We start from the raw sequence: 21,186 nt of genomic DNA, 5'->3' as shown, positions 1-21,186 counted from the left end.
AAAACGTTGCTAGGTTATCATCTTGATCGGTAGCGGCGACTGAAATGATGTTCGGGATTGAATAGCTAGCCGGGTAGGTTGGGAACAGATCATTGTCCGATGCATCATTTCCTGCCGCTGCCACAAAGACGAGATTGCTTTGGTTGCTTAGATTAATTGCCTTTTCTAACGTTGGGCTTTGTCCAGGTCCGCCCCAGCTATTGTTTAGGATTTTCGCCCCGTTGTTTACGGCGTAAGTGATGGCGTCAGCAGCGTCATAGGTCCACCCAGACCCTTCCGCATCCAGGAACCTTAGGGGCATGATCTTTGCTCTCCACATAATGCCTGGAACGCCTCGTCCGTTGTCTCCTACGGCCGCGATGGTTCCAGCCACGTGGGTACCATGGCCGTAGTAATCCATCGGGTCGTTATCGTTATCAACCCAATCCCACCCGTGGATATCATCAACATACCCATTTCCATCATCGTCCACACCCGGAATCCCGTTAGCCTCTGCCTCATTTGTCCATATATTGGCTTGCAAGTCAGGGTGATCATAGGCCACTCCAGAATCAATCACAGCAATAACCACGTCCTCATCCCCCTGGGTTATGTCCCAGGCAGCAGAAGCATCGATATCGTGATCATTGGCGTTGTCTAGTCCCCACAGATTTCCGAGCAAGGGGTCATTCGGAGTTGCCAGGGCATGAACCCTGTAGTTCGGCTCTGCATATTCCACATCTGGGTTCTGCATGTAGAGGGCAACCGCTTGCTCGACACTCATTCCCTCAGGGATCCTGATCCGTTGAACGCCAATCAGCGGGATTTCGGCCAAAAGATGGGAATTCGCCAAGACATGGAAATTTCTTCTTCGAGTAGGTGAGACGGTGCGCCTAAACTTGACGAGAATTTCTCCCGGCTTGTATTCGATCCTATGGAGTGAGTCGCCCGCCGCAATTGCCGCATTGGTCAACGGTTTTGGGACGAGAGAAACAATCAAGAATAGAAGAATAAACTTTCTGGTCATCTTTTAGAGGGTTTCGTTTGTTCGAAGCCCTAGCTGCGTCATCCTGTGGTGCGCCGATGCCAAGAAAGAGGAGGAGCACACAAGGACAGTGCTGCCAGGAGGCGCTTCACGGGTTTCTACTCCCCCTTGGGCTGGGATGCTTTACGCACATAGTTGGGCTCTGCATACTCGACTTCCCCGAACCTCTGGAGTCTTTCAATGACCTCCCTTACAGTCAGGCCACCGCGAATCTTCATCAGGTATACATCCAGCCGGGAGATGAACCTTACCGTTTCCAGACCCAGGGACCCGGCAATTTCTTTTCTCCTCTTATCGGCAACATGGGGCTTGAACTTGACGAGTACCTCGCCGGCCTTGTAGTCTCTTCCCTCCACCCCGAAGTCGTCCCTGGTGGTCTTTTTCGTCTTGCCCGACAATCCCGGTCTCTCTTGACTCACGGGGTACCCCTTGCCAGGCGGAGAGGAGCATGAAGTCCCCAGAAGGACGAAGGCCACCAAGAAAATAGGTATCGTGAACGGGTTCATGAAAGTCTGCCTCCCCTCTCGCTCTACCGCGGGAGACCGTGGGGTTCCCCGGCGGCAGGCGGAGTCTGTATGTTGAGCCGAATCTCCTTCGCCCCGCCGCGAGTGCGGGGCGGGAAGAAGGATAGCTCCAGCTCGACAGAGGGTCAAGACATGCTTCTCTGCAACAAACATGCCGGTCATCATGTGCCAGGCCGGGGTCTTGAAGCGTTTCCGGAGAACCTCCCGGCAGAAACCCTGACCGTTAGCAGACCGGCCGCTGTGGTATGGATTTTGCTGGAGTGATAACCTGGCCGGGGCGGCACCTGTTTTTTTCCCTAATGAGGGCTCCTTTGTTTTGAAGGCCCTGGGCAGAACGGGGCCGGTCTTGACACTTCCCACGTGGGATGGTTAGCTGTCTTTGTTGCGCCGGGATGAGAAGCCGGGATGGAGCTAGAGAGGAAGAGGAGGCTGTCCGTGGACTGGAGCAAGGCGGGGCTGGGGATTTTCGCCCTTGTCTATCTCATGGTGCTTTCGAATCCGGCCTTTGCCGAGCCCTACCTTGCCGGCTACGGAGGAGGGGTGAGTCCGCTCAACGAGGGAATCCGATTCAAGACCTACTTCGACGGGGGGGAGGTGGAGAACCTTACACTGGAGGATGTTCCTTTTGAAGGGGGAATCGTCTTCGGTATCAAGCTGGGAGACTACTTCGAGGGGACCGGGACCAGGGGCAATTTGGGGCTGGAAATGGAATTCTCCCACTTCGACCTGGACCTGGAGGGGCAGACCGTCGGTGCCTCGGGCGCCTTTGTGAACAGTACGGTGACCACCCGGGAGATCCGGGCTTCGGAACTCACCGTGAATTCGCTGGGGTTGAACGTGCTTTATCGGCTCCATCTCGCCGGGGGTGAGAGGTTCCCCCGCGGGAGGCTCCAGCCATACTTCGGCGTTGGGTTGGGTCTGTTTTTTGCGTCCCTCGAGAGCGGCCCCACGTTTCTCGACCAGGCCTCTGTACTGAAAGATACGGGCAGTGACAGCCAGCTCGGTCTCCAGGCCATGGCAGGAGCGAGGTTCTTCTTGACCACTCACCTGGCCTTTTTCGGCGAGTACAAGTTCGTCCAGACCAGGGATTTCGACTTCCACCTCAGCAACTCAGGAACGGTCTCGGGAACGCCCGTGACAGAGGCGACGGAATGGGAGTTCCCGGTAAGGGTGCACCAGCTCTACGGGGGCATTGCCTACCACTTCTAGTCCGGCAGCAGAGGTTACGGCAAAGCCCGTGCAGGGGTTCGAGGCCGGCCCTCGAGGGGGTCCGGGAAAGGGGGTATGGGATGAGCCGGTTGATTGCGGTTGTCACGATTGTTTCTCTCCTTTTCGCCACGGGCGCATTGGCCCGTGAAGACGAGGTAGTGGTGGCCGAGGTGGTTGCAAGACCACTCGGCATCGTCGCCCTTGCCGTGGGGTCGGTGACCTATCTGGTCATGCTTCCATTCACCATCGTGGCCGGGGGGAGGGAGAGGATGGTCGAGACGCTCGTGAAGAAGCCGTACCGATTCACCTTCCGGAGAAAGATGGGGGAAGGGTTGTTGGATCCGGACATCGCCTCTCCTCCGGATATTCCAAGCCCGTCGGGCCGGTAGGAATAGGCTGGGTGAGGAAGATCCCTCCGGTCCGCGGGCGGGCTTATGCCGGGTTTCAAGAACCTCTCTTCTGTGCCGCTTCCTGGCATCTCTTGACGTTTTCCTTCCAGGAGAACCCGGGCACGAATACGGTGGCGAGCTTCATGGTTTCATCGCCTGTGTTCTTTATCTGGTGTTTCTCTCCTGCAGGAACCCAGAGGGCCATGTCCGATTGGATCTCAATCTCCTCGCCCTCGCAGACAGAGACACCCCGCCCATAGACCACGTAGATCAATTCAGGGCGATCGTGGGTGTGATAATCCGTCTGGCTGTGGGGATGGATGATGGCCTGTGTAAAGAGGAGCTCCTTTATCCCGCCCTTCTCCTCGTCAGGTGAGAAGATCGTCTTGATTGTTCTCTTGTAAGGCTCTGGGATCGTGATTCCTTCTTCTTCCCACGGTCTGACCAGTTTCATCGTTTTTCCTCCTGGTTGTTAAGTTTGTTCCCCTTCCTGAGGTCCAAGACCACTCCTACGAGTTCTTTGGAGATATAGGCTACCATCAGAAGACCGGAGACCGGGATCGGCAGGTACCAGAGTCTTCTGGGTAGCCGGAGCATTTCGCTCGACATGGCTCCTGAGACTGAGAAGAGGACGATTCCAGACTTGACGAAAAAAAGGACGAAGAGGAGAGAAAGGCAATAGAGCATGAATCTCAGGTACTTGGCCGCCTTCCCACCTCGGGGGAGCAGGAGTTCCAGGAATTCCACCCTGAGGTGCGACCAATCCCTGACCACAAGGGCGGCGCCGAAGAAGATTATCCAGCAGAAGAAGAGCTCGACCAGTTCGTCGAATCTCGCTATGGAGGTGAGCCTGAAATACCGGACGATAATGCCTACCGTCAACTGGACCGAGACCAGCAGCAGGCAGGTGCAGGTTATCCACTTGAGGGTCTTGCCGATGATTTGGTCGATCAAGATGAGTAGCCGCAACCTTTTCCACCTCGAAAAATCATTGCATGAACAATCTCGGAATAAACAAAACGCTGGCCGGCCAGACGGTTATCAGGAAAAGCACCGCGAGCAACGCGATGAGATAGGGAACGATCTCCCTGATCATCGGACCGATCGGGGTCTTCGCTATTACGGAGACGGAATAGAGGCTCAACCCCATGGGAGGGGTGATCAGGGCGATCATCAGATTGAGTGTCACGATGACGCCGAAATGGACCGGATCGATGCCGAGCCTGCCTATCAAGGGCATGAAGACGGGAACTACGAGGAGCATGATACTGATTCCCTCCAGAAAGCAGCCCAGTACAAGGAGGAGGCCGTTGATCAGGAAGAGTATGAAAATCGGATTATCCGTAACCGCGAGAAACTTGGAGACTATGACCTCTGGGCCCTTGAAATAGGAGACGACCCAACTGAGAAAGGAAGCTGCCGCGATGATAAACAGAATCCTCACCGAATTCTGTATGGTCTCCCAGACCACTCCGAGGAATTTCTCCAGATTCAACTCCCTGAAGGCATAGGCCCCCAGAAAAACCGCGTACAGGGAGGCGACTACTCCGGCCTCTGTGGGCGTGAACACCCCGGTCACGATCCCCCCGATGATGATGACAGGTGTTCCCAGAGCCAGCAGGGCATCCTTGGTGCTGGCCAGGAGGTCCTTTACGGGGGCGCGCTTGAGGGTCTTGGGGAATCTTCTCCTCTGCGAAATGATGTAGACGGCTATCATCAGTCCGATCCCCATGAAGAGTCCGGGCACGAACCCGGCAAGGAAGAGTCTCCCCACAGAGACCCCGGTGAGCCCGCCGTAAATCACAAAGGGGATGCTTGGAGGAATAACCGGCCCGACCGTTGAGGAGGCGGCGGTGATGGCGGCGCTGAAGGTCCGGTCGTATCCCGCATCCGTCATTACTTTCATCTCAACCGTTCCAAGTCCGGATGCATCTGCGACTGCTGAACCGGACATGCCGGAAAAGATCATGCTGGCGATTACGTTCACGTGGCCGAGCCCTCCTGTTACGTGGCCTATGAGATTGGTGGTGAACTTGAGGATCCGCTGGGTCATGCCACCTGCATTCATGAGGAGGCCTGCAAAGATGAAGAAGGGGATGGCCAGGAGGATGTAGGAGGTGGTTCCTGCGTACATCCGTTGAGCGATGATATCGATCAGCTGGGGAGCATGCCCGAACAGGAGGGCGAAGAGCCCGGAAAGGCCCATGCTGAACGCCACGGGAACACCCATGAGTATGAGGGCGATGAGGATGATGAAGGTCAGAAACAGTACCACGTCGGCCCGGCTCCCATCTTTTCTCTGAAGGGTGCCAGATCAGGGGTTGTGACCACGTCTCCGTATGCCTTTATCTTGCCTACGAGTTTTTCCTCCTCAACGACGATCAATTTCCGCACATAGTCACCGGCGATCTTTGCGGATTCCTTGATGATCCGCTGGTCGTCCTTGGAGAGTCTGTTCCAGGATTTCTCGCTCATCACGAGCATCTGGGTGTTATAGACGTGATTGGTCAGGGCGAGATACTTCTGGACCTCGTAGAATTTCTGGTGATAGATCGTCGGAAGGGGGTTGCACTGTCCATCGACGACTTTCTGCGAGAGGGCCATATAGAGGTCCGGGAAGGAGATGACGGTCGTTGTCACACCCAGGGCCTTGTACATCTCCTCCAGCTGAATCTCGTGGGGAACTCTCATTTTCAGTCCGATCAGGTCCTCTGGTTTGTATATGGGCCTTTTGCTGTTCGTTATCTGCCGAAACCCCCACTCCCAGTTTGCCAGCACCTTGAATCCGGCCTTGTCCGCAAGGTCGGCCAGCATCTGGCCGGCGGGTCCGTCCAGGACCTTGTGTGCAAAGTCGTAGCTGTCAAACAGGAAGGGTATCATAACCACCGCATACTCCCTGATCCACTCCTGGAGCTGGCCCGAAGTGCTCAATCCCATGTCGATGGTGCCGAGTTTGATCTGTTCGGTGTACTCCCTGGCAGATCCGAGTACGCTGTTGGGGTATATCTCGACTTGGATCCTCCCCAGGGTTCTTTCATTCACCATGTACTTGAAGAGTTCGGCTCCCTTGTGGGCGGGGTGTGTCGTGTCGGTGATATGAGCGAACCGGAGAGTGACTTTTTCGGCCCCCCGGGATGTCGAGGGAAACCCTGCGAAAAGGGCCGCCAAGAAGCAGATGCCCACCAAGACGGTGATAACCTTTGCTTTCCTTTCCATGACTCTCTTCCTCCTTGATAACGGGTTTTGTTGAGACTGTCTCTCGTCGGGGCACCATCACCTCCTTTCCATGCCATGGATCTCCTACGGGTCGAGACGGCTTCCCCGTGGAGGTAGGGGCTCCACGCGTGTGTCAAAGGCTCTTCTTACGTATTCAAGGGAGCCTCTGAGGACATGGCGGATCGCCTGAAGCGGAGGAGGGGAAGGGTTCTTCTCGGGACGAAAATCCCGGGTCCTTCGGAACCTGCACGGGAACTCGATGCTCATGGGAGGGATTTCCGGCTCTCCTGCCAGGAATTTGAATATCGCCGGATAGTCGATAACCCCCTTGCCGATCTCTGAGAAGACCCAGCCCCTTTCTTGTTGCACCATGTCCTTGAGATGGAAATGGACTGTGTACGGCAGGATGTCGCGCAGCTCCTCTTCAGGCCGGATCATCCCTTTCGAGTAGGAGAAGGCATTGCAGAAGTCGTAGTTGAGCCGGACAGAGTCGGACCCTACCCTCTGGATCAGAGATACACCCTGCTTGCCCGATCCGATGAGGCTCCCCTCTCCATCCCCTGGGTTTTCCAGGGCTATGATCGCTCCCCGTGAAGCCGCGAACGGGGCTAGGTCTTCCATGTTCCGGTAGAAGAGGTCGCTCTTTGTGAGTTGGGATGGGTTCGTGTGAACGATCTTTGCCCCGAGTTCCATGGCAAAATCGATCCTCCGTCTGAAAGCCGATACGGCCCCTTCTGTCCCCAGATCGATGTGGGCTGCAAGGGCCACCGTGAGAAGACCGGCTTCTGAGAGCATATTGCTCAGCTGTCTTGCCTTTCCCGGTGAGAAGTCTTTCTCGGCGAAACCCTCTGAGTAGCCTGCAGTGAAGGAGAGTTCAACATATCCGGCCCCGAGTCGAGAGATCTCCCTCAGGGCTGTCCGGAGATCGAGCCCCTGATAGGCGATGGTGTTGATGGAGACGATGGGTTCCATTCGGAAAGGCCCTCCAGCGGACCTCTTCAGGAATCGATGGTTGCCATCCAGAACCTCAGGGATTCACTCGTGATTCGTTTGATCAAACCCCTGTCTCTCCGCTTGATGGCATTGATGACCAACTCGTGATTGGCGTAGGCCTTGTAAGGATCCGCCTTAACGGATTTCTCGATCGAGGCCATAAAGAGGGTGTATATGGCCCTGCCGAGTTTGGCCACGAGTCTGTTCCGGGTTACCTCGAGGAGGGTCATGTGGAAATTCAGGTCGAGGTCTCTCAGACTGTTTGAATCGTCTCCCAGGGTTTCGGCTGCCGACTTCAACCGCCTGTTGGCCCTTTCGAGTTTTTCGATATCCTCCGTAGTCGCCTTCTGCATGGCAAGGTCGGCCACGCCGGTGTCGATGAGGAGGCGAAGCTCGATGAGGTCCTGGGAGGTGCCCTGGTCGAAGACCAAGCCGAGAATCAGCGGGTTCACCATGGATGGGGATATGCTCTCGGCGATAAACGTCCCGACGCCGCGCTTGATTTCGATGACTCCGAGAGAGGAGAGCATCTTCATCGCTTCGCGGACCGAATTCCTCCCTACGCCCAACTGGCGGGCGAGCTCGGACTCTGTCGGCAGTTTGTCGCCGGGCCTGAGGGTCCCTGAGAGGAGATAGTCCGTCACCATGTTCATGATCGACAATGAGACGGGTTCCCGGTTCAGGGGTTTTATGGATTCGGAAATCGCCCCTTCTTTCAAAGGCCCCTCCTCAAAAAGGATCGATTCGTCTCGGGGCTGAGACTAGATACTACATACTACATCCTACAAATCCATGTCAAGTCTTTTTTCGGTCTCCACTCCCCCCGCCCCGCGGGCCTTGAACTTGCCCAGTCGCCGTCGGTTTGAAGGACCACCTCGTCTTCTGATAAACTCAAAAGGGGGGAGATGAATCTCTCCCCTATCCGGTCGGGTTGTACAGGGGGGATTGTGGGAAGAGTCGACCTCCACGTTCACACCACGGCCTCGGACGGGGTCCTGACCCCGCGAGAGGCGGTTCGGCTGGCCAAGAGAAGGCACCTTGAGGCCATCGCCATCACGGACCACGATACGGTGGAAGGAGTGGCCGAAGCCGTTGCCGAAGGGCGGCGGGAATCCGTCGAAGTCGTTCCAGGCGTCGAAGTGAGCGCCGATATCGAGAGGGGTGAGCTCCATCTGCTGGGCTACTTCGTCGAAACGGAACAGGAAGAGCTCAGGACAGGCCTGGAGAGGCTGAAGCAGGCAAGAGCCGAGAGGAACCCGAAGATCGTCAGGAGACTGAACGATCTTGGCCTTGAGATCAGCTATGATGAGGTTGCCCGAGCCTCAGGAGGGGGGCAGGTGGGGAGACCCCATTTTGCCCGTGTACTGGTTGAGAAGGGATACGTCGAGTCGACCGAAGAGGCTTTTCGGCGCTATCTGGGCCTGGGTGCTCCTGCCTACGTGGCCAAGTACAGGCTCGAGGCAGGGGAGGCCATAGGGATGATCCTCGGGGCGGGTGGGGTCCCCGTGCTGGCCCATCCTTGCTCCCTACACTGCGGGCCGGAGGAACTCGAAGCCCGGCTGTCGATGCTGGTGAGCTACGGTTTGAAGGGGCTGGAGGTTTTCTATCCGGACCACACGCCTGAACAGATGGCCCTTTACGCGAGGTTGGCCGAGAAACTCGGGCTTGTGAAAACCGGGGGGTCGGACTTCCACGGAGGATTGATCAAGAAATCGGGGCTCGGCGTAATCGGTAATGGGGTTTATCTCTCCTATGGGATGGTGGAAGAGCTGATGAGGGTGAAGCGTGGTTTGACAGGGGGGGCTCAATGACCCGGAGTTCTTGAAGGGGGCCTACGGGGGGAACATCGATCTTCTGGAAAACCGGGGGATACTGAAATGGAGATCTTGAAGGACGGACCGCTTCCTCCGAGGATGGTCTTTTCAGATAATGAGGGCCGGGTCTACGACCATCCGAGCCTGTATATGGCCGCCCAGTCCGGCATGAAGAGAGTCCCGGGCAATGCCGACGGACTGGTTCCCCTGCCTGAGGGGAGCCAGATCTTCTCCCTTCCAGGGCGCTATCCTGTCGGTTGGGATCCGGTGGCGGGGCGGTTCGTAGAGGTGGAGGAGGCCGTGATCGACGGTCGGAGGGTCGAGTGTACGGCCGTAGCCGCATTCCTGGCTCCTGGATACCTGAGGTTTCTTCTCCCGGCCACTGCCCTGAAGGGGAACCATCCTGTTCTCCCTCTCTGGGCATACTGCGCCGTCGGGTGGAGGGAGGACGGTTTCTGGGTATCGGGGACCTGTGTCGATTCGGATCCTCACTGGCATCCCGGGTTCTTTGGAAACGACGAGGAATTGACGACGCTGGTGGAAGAGGTCTTGGAGCAGAACCCGGAGAATCGTCTCCTCCGCCACCTCTCTTACTGCGCCTTAGGGTACCATTGCTTCGCCGCCAAAAACGTCTTCTACCGTCGGTGGGAGGCTCCCCTGCCGACTTCTCCTCGATGTAATGCCCGATGTCTGGGCTGTCTCTCCTACCAGCCGCCAGAGGGGTGCGAGGCGTCCCATGGAAGGATTCCTTTTGTTCCCACGGTGGAGGAAGTCGTCGAGGTAGCTCTGCCCCACCTGGAGGGAGCCGAAGCCCCTATCGTCAGTTTCGGTCAGGGCTGTGAGGGCGAACCCCTGTTGGAAGACCGCCTTCTTGAGGGCGTTGTCTCTGCCCTCAGGGAGAAGACCTCAAGGGGGACCGTTCACCTGAATACCAACGGGAGCCTTCCCCGAGTCGTAGAGCGACTGGCCAGGGCCGGCCTGGACAGCATGCGGGTCACCATGGCCAGTGCCAGACCGGCGGGCTACGGGCGGTACCACCTGCCACAGGGGTACGGGTTGGAGGACGTCTTGGAATCGATCGGGCGGGCAAGAGCCCGGAACATCTATGTTTCCCTCAATCTACTGGTCTTTCCCGGTTTCACCGACCGGGAAGACGAGATCGATTCCCTCCTTCGACTGGTCCAAGAGACAGGGATCGATATGATTCAGATGCGGAATCTGAACATCGATCCGGACTGGTGTCTCAGGGAACTCGGAGTGAGCGGAGCCGCTGGGATCGGCATCTCCAACATGCTCGCCTTGCTTAAAGAGAGGTTCCCCCATCTCGAGATAGGGTATTTCAACCGGCCAAGGGAGTCCTTCAAGAGGGGCGGGGAGCGTGAGAACGGTCGATTCGGCGACAGGGGATCCGGCACTCCGCCGAGACGAGGGTGACTCCTCGCTCAGATGGATTCCCCCCTGAGGCATTCCGCGACCATTCTGGAGGCTTCCCTGAGATGGAAAGGTTTGACCAGGGTTCTGTACTCCGGATGACGGGTCAGCTCACGGACCAGCCGGCTTTCGACTTTCCTGTCATCCAGCCAACCTGTGATGTAGATGACTTTTATGTCTGCATTGTCAGCCCTCACTTGACGGACCCATTCTATGCCGTCTCCCCGGGGCACCCTGACATCTACGAAGAGGAGATCCGGATGGTACTCGTCATAGACTCTCTGGCCTTCCTGGCCGTCGGAGGCCACCCTGACCCGGTGTCCTTCCCCCTCCAGATGCTCTTGGAGGAGTTCCCGAATCCCCGGCTCGTCGTCCACAACCAGTATCCTTGCCACGGCAGTCCTCCCATATCAATAACGGAAGCTAGTTCGATGTATCATCGATATCGATGATACGGGTAGTGCCTACGTACGGTTTGGTCTTGTATCGGGTCAATCCCCCTATCTTCTTGATCAGCTCGGCAAGACGGAGGGATTCCCGGTAGATGTTTTTGAGATAGCGTGTGGAGGAGTTATCCGGGTCGATCTTCTGGAGGAAGAGCTCCACGTTTCCCATGATCACCGTCAGAGGCTGGTTGAGTTCGTGTGCCGTAGCACCGGCCAATTCATAGACAGCCCGGTCCCTCTCGGACTGGAGGAGCATCTCCTCTATCTTCTTCCTTTCCGTGACGTCTCTTATCACGCTGAGCAAGGCAGGCTTACCCCCGTACTCCACCAGCCCGCCGCTCACCTCGGTGATGAGCGGCTGGCAATGCCTGGCCGTGAGATTGATCCTCACCGGAGGTTGGGTCTTCGCGCCCGCCATGACCCCCTTGTACCAGGCCTCGGCGACCAGCAGGGACTCGGAGGAAACGATTTTGCCGAACCTCTCCCCTTCGAGTTCGTATCGATCAAACCCGGTCATTCGGGCGAGCCGCTGGTTGACTGCAACGAACCGTAGATCCTGGAGAATCGCCACCCCGTCCCTTGCCTGTTCCATGAGGGTGGTGTACTTGTTCTCCGATTCCTTCAACTTCTGATGGAAGAGATCGAGTCGCCTGAAAAGGAGAGTGACGTCCCTCAGGACGACCAGAACTCCCTCCGCCTTGCCGTTGTCACCTGGGAAACGGCTTCCCTTTGCTGCGAAGTGGAGGTGTTTCCCCTTTATCGACGTAACGCGGAATTGGTACTCCGGGAGGGTCTCTCCCGCAATGATGCGCCGGTGACAGTTGGAGACACGGTGTAGATCCCTGCTATCGACAAAGTCTTCCAAGGTTATTCCCCTTTTGACCTCGTCGGCCTCGTATCCCATCACACCGAGAAAGCTCGGGTTGGCCAGAACTATCCTGCCTCGAGGATCAAAGAGAACCATCCCGTCCTCGGCGTGTTCAAAGAGGTGTTTGTAAGGGGCTTCTGGATTCGAGGGTCGTTCAGCCATAGGCCCTGGTTCTCGGTTCTGGTGTAATGCCGTCTGGATCTCTTTCGGCAGAAAAGGGGCATGTCATAAGAAGAAAGTGAAGAGAACCACGGGGAAAGCAGAGGGCCCGGGGGGTGTGGTGAGAGCTAAAGTGGGGCCTTAGGGATACCGGTACTGCCTGTCTTCATAATAGTGATCAAAACTCGGATGCCTCTGAAAGGGAAACCAGTCAAGGGGCTTTTCAAAGAGCTTCTCCAGGGGATCCAAGATCCCCTTGCCGACCGATTCGAGGGGAATCCCCTTTACTTCCGGGTCGCCCACGGTCCCCCTCACCTGGAGGTAGTACTGGAGAAAGCTGCCGCCATTACTCGTGATGATCTTTCCAAAGAAGGGGACCTTGCTGACCATCTTTCCCCCGAATCCCAGTCGGCGCAGCCCGAGCTTGACCTCCAGCTCGCCGGAAAGCAGATCGACACCGCCCACCGCCGAGATTATCATGGATTCGCTGTCCAAAACCAGATCACTGGTCCAAGCCCCTCCATCCTTGAACGTCACGTGTCCCGTGACGGCTCGGTAGTGCATCCCCTCGCTCTTGAGATCCGGGAGGTTCCCGCGGAGAACCTGGGAAAGGTCGAGGAGCGAGAAGATCTTCGAAAGAACGTCGAACCGTGCGAGTCTCCCATCTGCGAGAAAGATCCTCACTTCTCCGTTGAGAGATCGGGCGAGCTGCAGCACCCCTTCTCCCCGCCCCCTTATGATTCCGGAGGCTGATCCCAGCCCCGTGAGCTGTCTCTTGGCGGCCGGCCTCTGAAAACTCGCCAGGATCAGCCCTGTATCGAGGTTCACCAGATAGGGCCTAAACTCGAAGGAGAGCTCCCCGTTCTCTTCAAAATCGACCCACCCCGTGACGAGGCCGTATCCTCTGGACGAAGCAAAGGAGAGCCTGTCGAGAGAGAGCCTCTTGCCCTGGAGGCCGAGTTCGGCCTCCACGTCCGAGAGGCGGATCTCCCTGAAGCGGCCCTCGTCCACCCGGACGCGGACCGTCCGGATGGACCCCCTGCTCCATCCAGGCAATATCCCCCGGCTCCAGGGCCAGGAGATGACCTTCTCGAAGTCGACCCTGGCCGCATGAATCGATATCTCCGGGCCTGGGTCTCCTGGACGGAGGGCGAACCTGGCCTCGATTGCGACAGGTTCCCCTTCGAGGGTTGCCCGGAGATCCACTGCCTTGAGCCCCTTGCGACCGAAAAGAACCTCCCCCTCGAGATTCCTCAATGGTGGGAACACGGGAGGATAGCGGGCCTCAGCCCCCTGGAAGGCTATACGCCCTTCAACGGTGTGTTCGCTGTTCCTTCTTCGTTCGGTTACGGTGACGGCCGCCGTGCCGGAGTGGAACTCAAAGGGGTCGAAGAATCTCCTCCACCTTCGTGGCAACCCGTAATCGAATCTCTCCCGGGCTATGTCCCTCAGATCGAATTCCGCAGAAAAACAGAGGTTCCTAACAGAAGTGCTTCCCAGCCGTCCCAGGGTCACCTCCAAGGCGAGATCTGAATTCTTCCAGCGACCTCTCAGTTCCGGGATGAGAACGCCGTGCCGCGAAAAAGAGATCTCGCCGCTGATTCCCGCCACAGGGTAGGAGTTCCAGAGGCGGGTCGCCCCTTCCTTTACCAGTAGCTGGCCCTGGACGGCTGCGCTTCCGGGAGGATCGAGTGGGCCTTTCACCTGAAGCCTGTAGTCGCCCTCCCCGGAGGGGGAAGCCGTCTGTTGGAGGACGAGGCGGGCGCCGAAGGGGAGACCCTCCCATGTGGCCAGTCGGGCAAGGTCCCTGAGATCGAGGCGGCCCTTGAGCAGCAGATCCACCTGGGGTTTCCCTGTTGAGAGAGCGGTGACCGAACCCAGGACCTTCACCGTCGATCCCTCCCACCTCCCCTCGACGTTCCGCAGGGTAAGGCCTGAAGGCGAAAGGTCAAGGACCCCCTTGAGATCCGCGAAGATCCCCGGAAAGTCGCGGATCGTGACGGTTACCCCTCCGAGGGCGAGTCTCCCCGTAACCAGGGGAGTTTTTTTCTCCCCCAGGGGTTTCTCGATCTTCAGGTCGACGTCGCCGGTACCCGAGAGGAGGCCGAGATTCGACAGGGGGAGAGCCAGGGCGTCCGGGACGAGGCCGCGGGATAACCATTTCTCCACGTCTCCGAGATTCAGCTTTCCGCGGATCACCAGAAAGAGCAAGGGGTCACTCAAGAGCCCTGAAAGAGAGAATCTGGGAAATTCCAAGCAGGAGCGGCCGAAAAGGCAGTCTCCCACGGCTCCGACGAGGCGGCCACGATCGAGTCTGACAGAGGCGCTGTCCAAACGAAAGAGCTCTCCTCTCCAGGGGATCTCCACCTTTCTGAACCTGCCTTCTCCGCTCCAATAGGAGAGAGACGACTCCTCCAGCGGAGAGGCCAGGCCTCTGAGAGGCCCGGAAAAGGCAAGAGATACGAGCCTCGCCTCGCCCTGTCGTAAAGAGAGGACAAGGGCGCGGATCTTTTCCGGGAGAAAGGGGAGGATGGTCCTCCACCCGGCAACGGGTTGCCATGGAGAGCTGCCATGAAAGGTCAGCCAGAAATCCCCACCGGCTCTCCTTTGGATCCGGCCCGTCCCTTCCACGGGAGGGAGGGGGGGCATGAGACGGATCCTTTGGAACTCGATCTCCCGCCCATCCCCAACCAGACGGAAACGTGCACTCACCTTGTCCGCAAGATTCGCCCGCGAAAGCCCTTTCAGGCTCACCGACCCTACCGCGTCAAACCGGCCCTTCGGGTTCCCCCTGAATTCGACCCTGAGAGCGAGGCGGCTTTCCAGGATCGGAGGGGGAAGGGATCGGACCAATCCGGCCCCAAACCAATCCAGGTCGAGTCCTTCGGCCCTGGCCTCGATCCAGAGGCGAGGCTCCTGGGGGGCAGTCCCGGCCGAGAGGGGCCACACCCGGCCCCGCACAAAAACCCTGCCAGCAGAGGCATGGCCTACTGCAAGGGTGGCTTCCAGGGCTATCGAGAGAGGCCTGCCTTCCGACCGGTACCTGAGGGAGCCGGAAAGCCCCCTGATCCGTCTTCCAGACCATTCGATTCTCCCATCCCTCACCACCACCTCCTCGAACATGGAGAGCACAGGCCGCAGGGAACCTCTGGGTATGGGCATCTCCTTACCGCGTATTCGGAGCAGAGGGTGTTTGAGAATGAGGGCCTTCCACCGGATCGATCTCGACAAGAGACTTCCCAGTCTGGGCCTCAGGACGATCCCTTCCACGCGGAGCCATCCTTCTGTCTCTCCGGCCTTCCGAATCGTCAATCCCCGGTATTCGACGGCAGGCCGGCCCAGCCAGTGGATGGTGGTTGCCTCGACGGCGGCCTCCTGGCCGGGACACGATTGGATCAGGCTCTGGAGGACCCTTTCCGCCCACCATGGGGCAACGTAGAATCGGAAATAGGACGTTGCTCCTCCGATCAGGAGGAGAGCTGCCGAAGCGCCCAGAAAGAGGATGAGAAACCGATTTTTCACAGATACCCTTGCCTCCGTGCCCTGTTATTCTAACCCGGCAATGGGGAAAATGGAATGAATCCTGCATCCGCGGTTCCAAAGGAGCTGCCTTTGCTGCTATAATGTGGAAGATCCAGGAACTATTCTGGTTCTTCCGAAGGCCTCGAAGACCGGAATCGAAGCCTGTCATGAAGGAAAAACACTTAACCGCCTGTACCCTCGACTGCCCTGATGGGTGTTCTCTGTTGGTCGAAACAGAGGCCGGCCTCATAAGGAAGATTCGGGGGAATCCGGACCATCCCTACACAGACGGATACTGCTGTCCTAAGATCCGCCGGTTTCCGAGGAGGCTCGGTTCGCCGAGCAGGCTGAAGACGCCCCTGTTGAAGGGAGACCAAGGGTGGGAGAGTATCTCATGGGATGAGGCCCTCTCGCTCTGTGCTGAAAAGATTGATGGGTTTCGCCGTGAGCCTGCCTCGATCCTCCATCTGAGGGGGGGAGGCTCAAAGGGGGTCATCAAATTTGCAGAGGATTATTTCTTTGCCAGGCTGGGAGCAAGCAGGGTGATTCCTCACGGGGTCTGCGACAGTACCGGCATAGAGGCCTCCATCGATGATTTCGGCGCCCTGAGAATGAACGATCCCCTGGATCTGCTCAACGCCAGGGGTATTGTGGTCTGGGGGAAGGGGCTCGGGGTGAGTTCCATCCATATGGGAGGGCTTGTTGCCAGGGCCAGGAGGCGGGGGGCCGCGGTCTTGTCAATATCTCCCAGGGCCGGGGAAAACAGGCGCTTTTCGGACCGCACGGTCCGTCTGAAACCCGGGACAGATCGTTTTCTCGCCCTCGCCGCTGCTAAGGTATTCCTTGGGAGATACGGGGTTTTGCCGGGAATCGAGGAGAGATCCCTGGGGCTGGAGCGATTCAAGAGGCTTGTGGAAGGCCACGAACTTCGTGCCCTGTCGGAGAGCTGTGACGTTCCGGTGGAAGAGATCGAGAGACTCGCCGAGTTCTACCGGCTCCATCGCCCCTGTGCCACGATTCTTGGCATTGGACTTCAGCGCTATCCCCATGGGGCCGAGAGTGTCAGGGCCATCAATGCTCTCGCCTTTGTCACCGGTAACATCGGGCTCAGCGGAGGTGGTGCTTACTACAGTGTTCCCTCAGGCGAAAACCTCAATCTCGGGTGGGTGAAATCGGAGGGTTATAGGAGAAGCTTTCCCGTTGCCAGCATAGGCCGGTCCATCATGGAGGCGGAGAATCCTCCCATTCGCATGGTCTGGGTTTCCATGTGGAACCCGGTCAACCAGACACCGGAATCACTGGTTCTTTCCCAGGCCCTGGGGGATACCGACTTTGTGGTCGTGGTAGACCCCTTTCTGACCGACACGGCAGACGCTGCCGACCTGGTGCTTCCCTGCTCCATGATGTTCGAGGAAGAAGACCTAGTCGGGTCGTGGGGCCACTTCTATGTCAACTATGCCGGCCGTGTGGTCGGTCCGCCTCCAGGTGTGAGGAGCGACCTGGAGATTCTAACCGATCTGGGACACCGCCTCGACCCGCCCATCCGACTGGAGAGCCCGGATTTCTACATGCAGAGGAGTCTGGAAAGCCCCTTCCTCGACACCACCCTCGAAGAACTCAGGCAAAGGGGAACGGTTCGTGCCAGACGTCCCTTCATTGCCTTTGAGGGTGGTCGTTTCTCACATCCGGACGGTAAGTTCCGGTTTCTCACGGAGATTTCCCCGCGGGAACCCGCCGACTCAGCCTATCCCCTGATCCTTCTCACCCTGATCAGAAAGGAATTTCTCCATTCCCAGATTCTCCCAGAGGAGCACGAATCCCTCTTTCCGGAAGTCTCTGTCGCCCCCTCCACGCTGGCCGATCTAGGAATCAAGGAGGGGGACCATGGGAGAATCGTTTCTACCCTCGGCTCCATGCGTGTCCGTTTCAAAAGCGATGCAGGACTTCATCCCTCGGCGGTCGTCGTTGGCAGGGGGCCTTGGCTCAAATACGGCTGGGGGATCAATCGCCTCGTGGAGGGGCGCTTCACTGACCGCCCTGACGGGGTCGCCTTCTACGGCCAGAGAGTGAGGGTGGAAGGCGGCCCGCCTTTTCGGGACGGCTCGCCGTGAGTGGGGAACGGCCATGTATCTCAGGCCCTTTCTCGTGATTCAACTGCTCGCTCTCCTGACTACCCAGATCTGGGCCTGCCTCAGGTTGAGAACCTTCGGCCTGACATTCATGACAAAACTCGAGGCCCTGGCCGCCTCCGGATACATCCCTGTCCCTCTCCCCCGTGAGATGGCCGGCTATCTGACCCTTGGACCGCTCGTCAAGGCCGGTGCATTCTTTACCTTCACTCTGGGCTTCGCCCTGGGAGTCACCGCCTTTGGAGGAGCCCTGTTGTCCCGCACGTTCGGATTCTCAAAACCGATCCGTCTGGGAGGGGCCGGGTTGATCTCGGGCCTCCTCTGTTACTTCATCGGATTTTCCCCTGCGGAATTTCTCCTGTTAACGGCCATGTTCGGAGCAGCCTTTCTGGTTGTCAGGGTTCCGGGTGGACGTTTTCATCGGATCGCCCTGCTTTGCCTGGTTCCGGTGGTCCTGGTTCCCCTGGTCTATCCGGACCATAGCTTTGTTTCCGTGAGAGACGGCCTGCTTCAGAACAGGTGGGGGAGGAAGGCGGTCGCCTTCTACTACCGCTATTCTCCGATGGCTGCGGAGATGATCACCCCCCCCAGGAGACGGGCCCAGTTTGCTCTCTGGACCGAATCTCGCCTCGGAAAGGAGGAGAGACTGTGGCTTCTCGAGCGGGGGATCTACCTCCTGCCGAAAAGGGAAGGGGCGGACTTGGCCGTTGCCGGCAACGGAGGGACCGGCCCGGCCCTTCTGCGTGCTGTGGAGACGATGAGACCGGACAAGGGGATCGAGGGGCTCAGAGAGACGGTTTACTACTCGATCTTCGTGGGGATCCCCCTGGCCTTTTCGGTGTTTCTGATTTCGGCCGCAGACGCCCTCACGGGAATCTCCAAATCGAGGATGGTCGGTCTGCTGCCCGGGGTGGCCCTCCTTTCGGCTCTCCTGATCCTTCACCTCTTGTCCCAGACGGGCTCGAAGCCCGCCGGAAGCCTTCAAACCGAGAGCGTCGAGGATCTCCGCCGCTGGGTCGGCCAGGCCGAGAGGGNNGGGGGGGGGGGGGGGGGAGGAGAGAGAGGTTCTTGAGGCTTCTCCGCGAAGAGGATCCCTCCCTTCGCCTCTGGGCGGCCACGGCTCTGGCCTATCTCCCTTGCCATGACAACCTGGGAGTCCTAGAGAGCCTGGCGGCTGAAGATCCGGTTGCTATTGTTCGATGCAAAGCGATATTCGCGCTCTCTCACCAGGGCGACCCCGGAGTAGTCGGGTTTCTCGAGTCACGGCTCAGGGGAGAGGAGGAGTGGTACGTGAAACACTATCTTCTCCGGGCGCTCAGGAGGGTAGGATGGATCGGATAGAAGAGAGGTCCTTCCTTGCCACCATGGCGGTTCTCGTGGGCCTGGAGCTCGCCTCCTCTTTTGTCTACGGTCTCCATTGGGCAAGAGGGGTTTCTCCTCTGGCCTGGACCGCAATGGTCCGGTCTCTGGACATTCTTCTCTTTTTTCTCCTCTTCAGAATCTTTTCGGTCCCCCTCGCGGCGGCGGGTCTGCAGAGACCGGTCATGGGGGCTGGGGCCGGGCTTGCGGTCTCGGTTGTCCTGGGGATGGGATTCTTTCTGGCTCTCTTTACGATCCGTTCTCTCTGGGGACCGGATCTCAGGGTTTTCGTCGATCCGGGTCTCGAGGTTCGACGACCCGGCGCCCTCGTGGTTCTCTGCATCCTAGGCCCCTTCGCCGAAGAGATCTTCTTCCGCGGCCTCTGCTACGGTGTGATCAGGGTCCACCTCGGGGTCTGGCCTTCCACGGTGATCTCGGCCTTCCTCTTCGGAGCCGTCCATCTGGTCGGCGGCGGGTTTTCCGCAATGGCGGTGCCTCTGGCCGGGGGGATAGTGCTCGCCCTGCTATATGAGTTCGCAGGGAGCCTGGTGGCTCCCTCGGTTCTTCATGGGGCGGCCAACCTGATTCTATTCTCCGGAATCCTCTGGACCTGAGCTACAGCTCTGTCCGAACTCCTCAAGGATTCGACTCTTGCAGGTTCCCCTCGGCTCATGTCCCCCGGGGATTGCAAACCAGATTCTGTTCTCGTTAGAATAACCTTGCAGGGATGGGTCGATGCTCCTTGCCGGGCCGTGACAGAAGACGTATTCCTGCGGGATTCCAGCAACCGGCTGCGCTGCCGGGCAAAGGCGGCAGGCGAGAGAAGGTTTTTCCGTGGGACTCTCCAGCGAAGAAAAGTCATATCTCACAGAGAAATTCAACCATCGGGTCTCCTTCAATAGGGTGGAGCGGAAACTCCACGGCCACGATATCGCCGACATGCCCGGTCTGTTCAAGCCGCTTATCGGCAACTCCCTGCCTGACGCCGTGGTTCAGCCGGAGACCGAGGCGGAGGTCATCGAGCTGGTTCGCTGGGCCGAGAAGCACCGGGTACCCTTGACACCCCGTGGCAAGGCCTCATCCGGATACGGTGGTGTGATCCCGGTGAAGAGGGGGGTCGTTGTCGACTCCTACCGGATGAACCGGATCGTGAAGATCGACTCCAAGGCAGAGACAGTCACCGTACAGAGCGGCGTGGTCTGGGAGCGTCTCGACGCTGAATTGGCCAAGTCCGGCCTTACCTTACGCCTCTATCCTACCAGTTACTCATCGTCTACGGCCGGCGGCTGGCTGGCCCAGGGCGGGGCCGGAATCGGGTCTTACGAAGCCGGGTGGTACCGGGAAAACGTGGTCAAAGCCCGTGTGGTCCTGCCCGGTGGCGAGATCCGCGAGTTCCGGGAAGAAGACCTCGACCTTGTCGCCGATGCCGAGGGGATCACTGGCTTTATCAGCGAAGTGACCCTCCGGGTTCAACCTCTGGAAGAGCTTGAAGTCGTCTGTATCGGGTGTCCGTCTCCATATAATCTCCAGGGCCTGGTGGAATCAATCGTTGCCGAGCAACTTCCCATCTGGTCCCTTGTCTTTATCAACCCAAAGATGGCAGAGCTCAAGAACCGTGCACCTCTCAGGGAGCACTACGGGCGTCCTGCCGAAGAGCGGGTCTTGCTTCCCGCAGCTTACATCGTCACCCTCGCCTTCCGCAAGAAGGACCACGGTGCCGTGATGGACAGGCTCCGCCCGCTTCTTCAGCCACACGAGGCGGAGTTGCTCGATGATCGGATCGCCGAACACGAATGGAGAAACCGCTTCAAGCTGATGATCGTGAAACGACTCGGCCCTTCCCTGGTGCCGGCCGAGGTGGTGGTCCCTCTTGCAGGCCTGGGCGATGTGATGACCGAGATCGAAAGAAAGATCGACCAGCCCCTTGTGAAGGAGGGATTGGTCATCCGGAAGGGTTCCAGGGGAGCCCCGGAGGTGGTGATCCTCGGTTTCATACCGAGTGATCAGCGCAGGTTCAGCTACAACTTCGTCTTTTCTCTTGTTCTGACTCTCATGAAGATCGCCAGAAAGTACGGGGGGAGGCCCTATGCCACGGGACTCTAT

At 58.3% G+C, this 21,186-nt stretch carries 20 protein-coding genes; 9 read left to right on the top strand and 11 right to left on the bottom strand.

The genetic code is table 11. The annotated features are described in order from the left end of the window. Both JRJ26_18155 and JRJ26_18150 read right to left on the bottom strand, forming a co-directional pair. Positions 1–1,006: S8 family serine peptidase (locus tag JRJ26_18155; GenBank protein ID MBW2059416.1), on the bottom strand; the 1,006-nt coding region annotated here is incomplete at its 3' end. A gap of 116 nt (positions 1,007–1,122) precedes the next feature. Beyond that, positions 1,123–1,443 (bottom strand): hypothetical protein, encoded by a 321-nt coding sequence (locus JRJ26_18150; GenBank protein MBW2059415.1) that lies wholly within the window; start codon positions 1,441–1,443, stop codon positions 1,123–1,125. Positions 1,444–1,953: 510 nt separating this feature from the next. Between JRJ26_18150 and JRJ26_18145 the strand changes: the two genes are divergently transcribed. Both JRJ26_18145 and JRJ26_18140 read left to right on the top strand, forming a co-directional pair. Beyond that, the gene (locus JRJ26_18145; protein MBW2059414.1) at positions 1,954–2,757 is read left to right on the top strand and encodes an outer membrane beta-barrel protein; all 804 of its coding nucleotides are present in this window, start codon (positions 1,954–1,956) and stop codon (positions 2,755–2,757) included. Positions 2,758–2,837: 80 nt separating this feature from the next. After that, a complete protein-coding gene (locus tag JRJ26_18140) occupies positions 2,838–3,146 on the top strand; it encodes a hypothetical protein (protein ID MBW2059413.1) in 309 nt (102 codons plus the stop codon). Positions 3,147–3,201: 55 nt separating this feature from the next. Here the strand turns inward: JRJ26_18140 and JRJ26_18135 are convergent, their stop codons facing one another. The 6 genes from JRJ26_18135 to JRJ26_18110 form a co-directional block, all read right to left on the bottom strand. Next, positions 3,202–3,600, bottom strand: coding sequence for a cupin domain-containing protein (locus tag JRJ26_18135; protein MBW2059412.1), 399 nt, complete (start codon positions 3,598–3,600; stop codon positions 3,202–3,204). Further along, complete coding sequence (locus JRJ26_18130) at positions 3,597–4,115, bottom strand: TRAP transporter small permease subunit (GenBank protein ID MBW2059411.1); 519 nt, start codon at positions 4,113–4,115, stop codon at positions 3,597–3,599. Before JRJ26_18130 ends, JRJ26_18135 begins: the two co-directional genes overlap by 4 nt. A gap of 19 nt (positions 4,116–4,134) precedes the next feature. Beyond that, a complete protein-coding gene (locus JRJ26_18125; GenBank protein MBW2059410.1) occupies positions 4,135–5,421 on the bottom strand; it encodes a TRAP transporter large permease in 1,287 nt (428 codons plus the stop codon). Then, a complete protein-coding gene (locus JRJ26_18120; protein ID MBW2059409.1) occupies positions 5,406–6,362 on the bottom strand; it encodes a TRAP transporter substrate-binding protein in 957 nt (318 codons plus the stop codon). Before JRJ26_18120 ends, JRJ26_18125 begins: the two co-directional genes overlap by 16 nt. Before the next feature lie 84 nt (positions 6,363–6,446). Further along, a complete protein-coding gene (locus JRJ26_18115; GenBank protein MBW2059408.1) occupies positions 6,447–7,334 on the bottom strand; it encodes a sugar phosphate isomerase/epimerase in 888 nt (295 codons plus the stop codon). A gap of 26 nt (positions 7,335–7,360) precedes the next feature. Beyond that, on the bottom strand, positions 7,361–8,074 hold the full coding sequence (locus JRJ26_18110; protein ID MBW2059407.1) for a FadR family transcriptional regulator: 714 nt from the start codon (positions 8,072–8,074) through the stop codon (positions 7,361–7,363). Between the two features lie 186 nt (positions 8,075–8,260). Between JRJ26_18110 and JRJ26_18105 the strand changes: the two genes are divergently transcribed. Further along, positions 8,261–9,166 (top strand): PHP domain-containing protein, encoded by a 906-nt coding sequence (locus JRJ26_18105; GenBank protein ID MBW2059406.1) that lies wholly within the window; start codon positions 8,261–8,263, stop codon positions 9,164–9,166. Positions 9,167–9,232: 66 nt separating this feature from the next. Further along, positions 9,233–10,603, top strand: coding sequence for a radical SAM protein (locus tag JRJ26_18100; GenBank protein ID MBW2059405.1), 1,371 nt, complete (start codon positions 9,233–9,235; stop codon positions 10,601–10,603). Between the two features lie 8 nt (positions 10,604–10,611). On the opposite strand, the gene JRJ26_18095 is transcribed toward JRJ26_18100, so the two are convergent. From JRJ26_18095 to JRJ26_18085, 3 genes are all read right to left on the bottom strand, one after another. Beyond that, a complete protein-coding gene (locus JRJ26_18095) occupies positions 10,612–10,995 on the bottom strand; it encodes a response regulator (protein ID MBW2059404.1) in 384 nt (127 codons plus the stop codon). A gap of 28 nt (positions 10,996–11,023) precedes the next feature. Continuing rightward, positions 11,024–12,076, bottom strand: coding sequence for a PAS domain S-box protein (locus JRJ26_18090; GenBank protein ID MBW2059403.1), 1,053 nt, complete (start codon positions 12,074–12,076; stop codon positions 11,024–11,026). A 138-nt stretch (positions 12,077–12,214) separates the two neighbouring features. After that, the gene (locus JRJ26_18085) at positions 12,215–15,595 is read right to left on the bottom strand and encodes an AsmA-like C-terminal domain-containing protein (protein MBW2059402.1); all 3,381 of its coding nucleotides are present in this window, start codon (positions 15,593–15,595) and stop codon (positions 12,215–12,217) included. A gap of 167 nt (positions 15,596–15,762) precedes the next feature. On the opposite strand from JRJ26_18085, the gene JRJ26_18080 reads away from it, so the two are divergent. The 5 genes from JRJ26_18080 to JRJ26_18060 all read left to right on the top strand — a co-directional run. Continuing rightward, positions 15,763–17,706 (top strand): molybdopterin-dependent oxidoreductase, encoded by a 1,944-nt coding sequence (locus JRJ26_18080; GenBank protein ID MBW2059401.1) that lies wholly within the window; start codon positions 15,763–15,765, stop codon positions 17,704–17,706. A gap of 13 nt (positions 17,707–17,719) precedes the next feature. Next, a complete protein-coding gene (locus JRJ26_18075) occupies positions 17,720–18,796 on the top strand; it encodes a hypothetical protein (GenBank protein MBW2059400.1) in 1,077 nt (358 codons plus the stop codon). Further along, a complete protein-coding gene (locus JRJ26_18070; protein MBW2059399.1) occupies positions 18,793–19,065 on the top strand; it encodes a HEAT repeat domain-containing protein in 273 nt (90 codons plus the stop codon). Before JRJ26_18075 ends, JRJ26_18070 begins: the two co-directional genes overlap by 4 nt. After that, positions 19,053–19,697, top strand: a complete 645-nt coding sequence (locus JRJ26_18065; protein MBW2059398.1) for a CPBP family intramembrane metalloprotease — start codon at positions 19,053–19,055, stop codon at positions 19,695–19,697. The genes JRJ26_18070 and JRJ26_18065 overlap by 13 nt, the downstream gene beginning before the upstream one ends. 220 nt (positions 19,698–19,917) lie before the next feature. After that, positions 19,918–21,186, top strand: a 1,269-nt coding sequence (locus JRJ26_18060) for an FAD-binding oxidoreductase (GenBank protein ID MBW2059397.1), incomplete at its 3' end; no start/stop codon positions are given.

It is taken from the genome of Deltaproteobacteria bacterium (genome assembly GCA_019308905.1).
Taxonomy (GTDB): domain Bacteria; phylum Desulfobacterota; class BSN033; order WVXP01; family WVXP01; genus JAFDHF01.
This window is presented reverse-complemented; position numbering and strand designations above follow the sequence as displayed.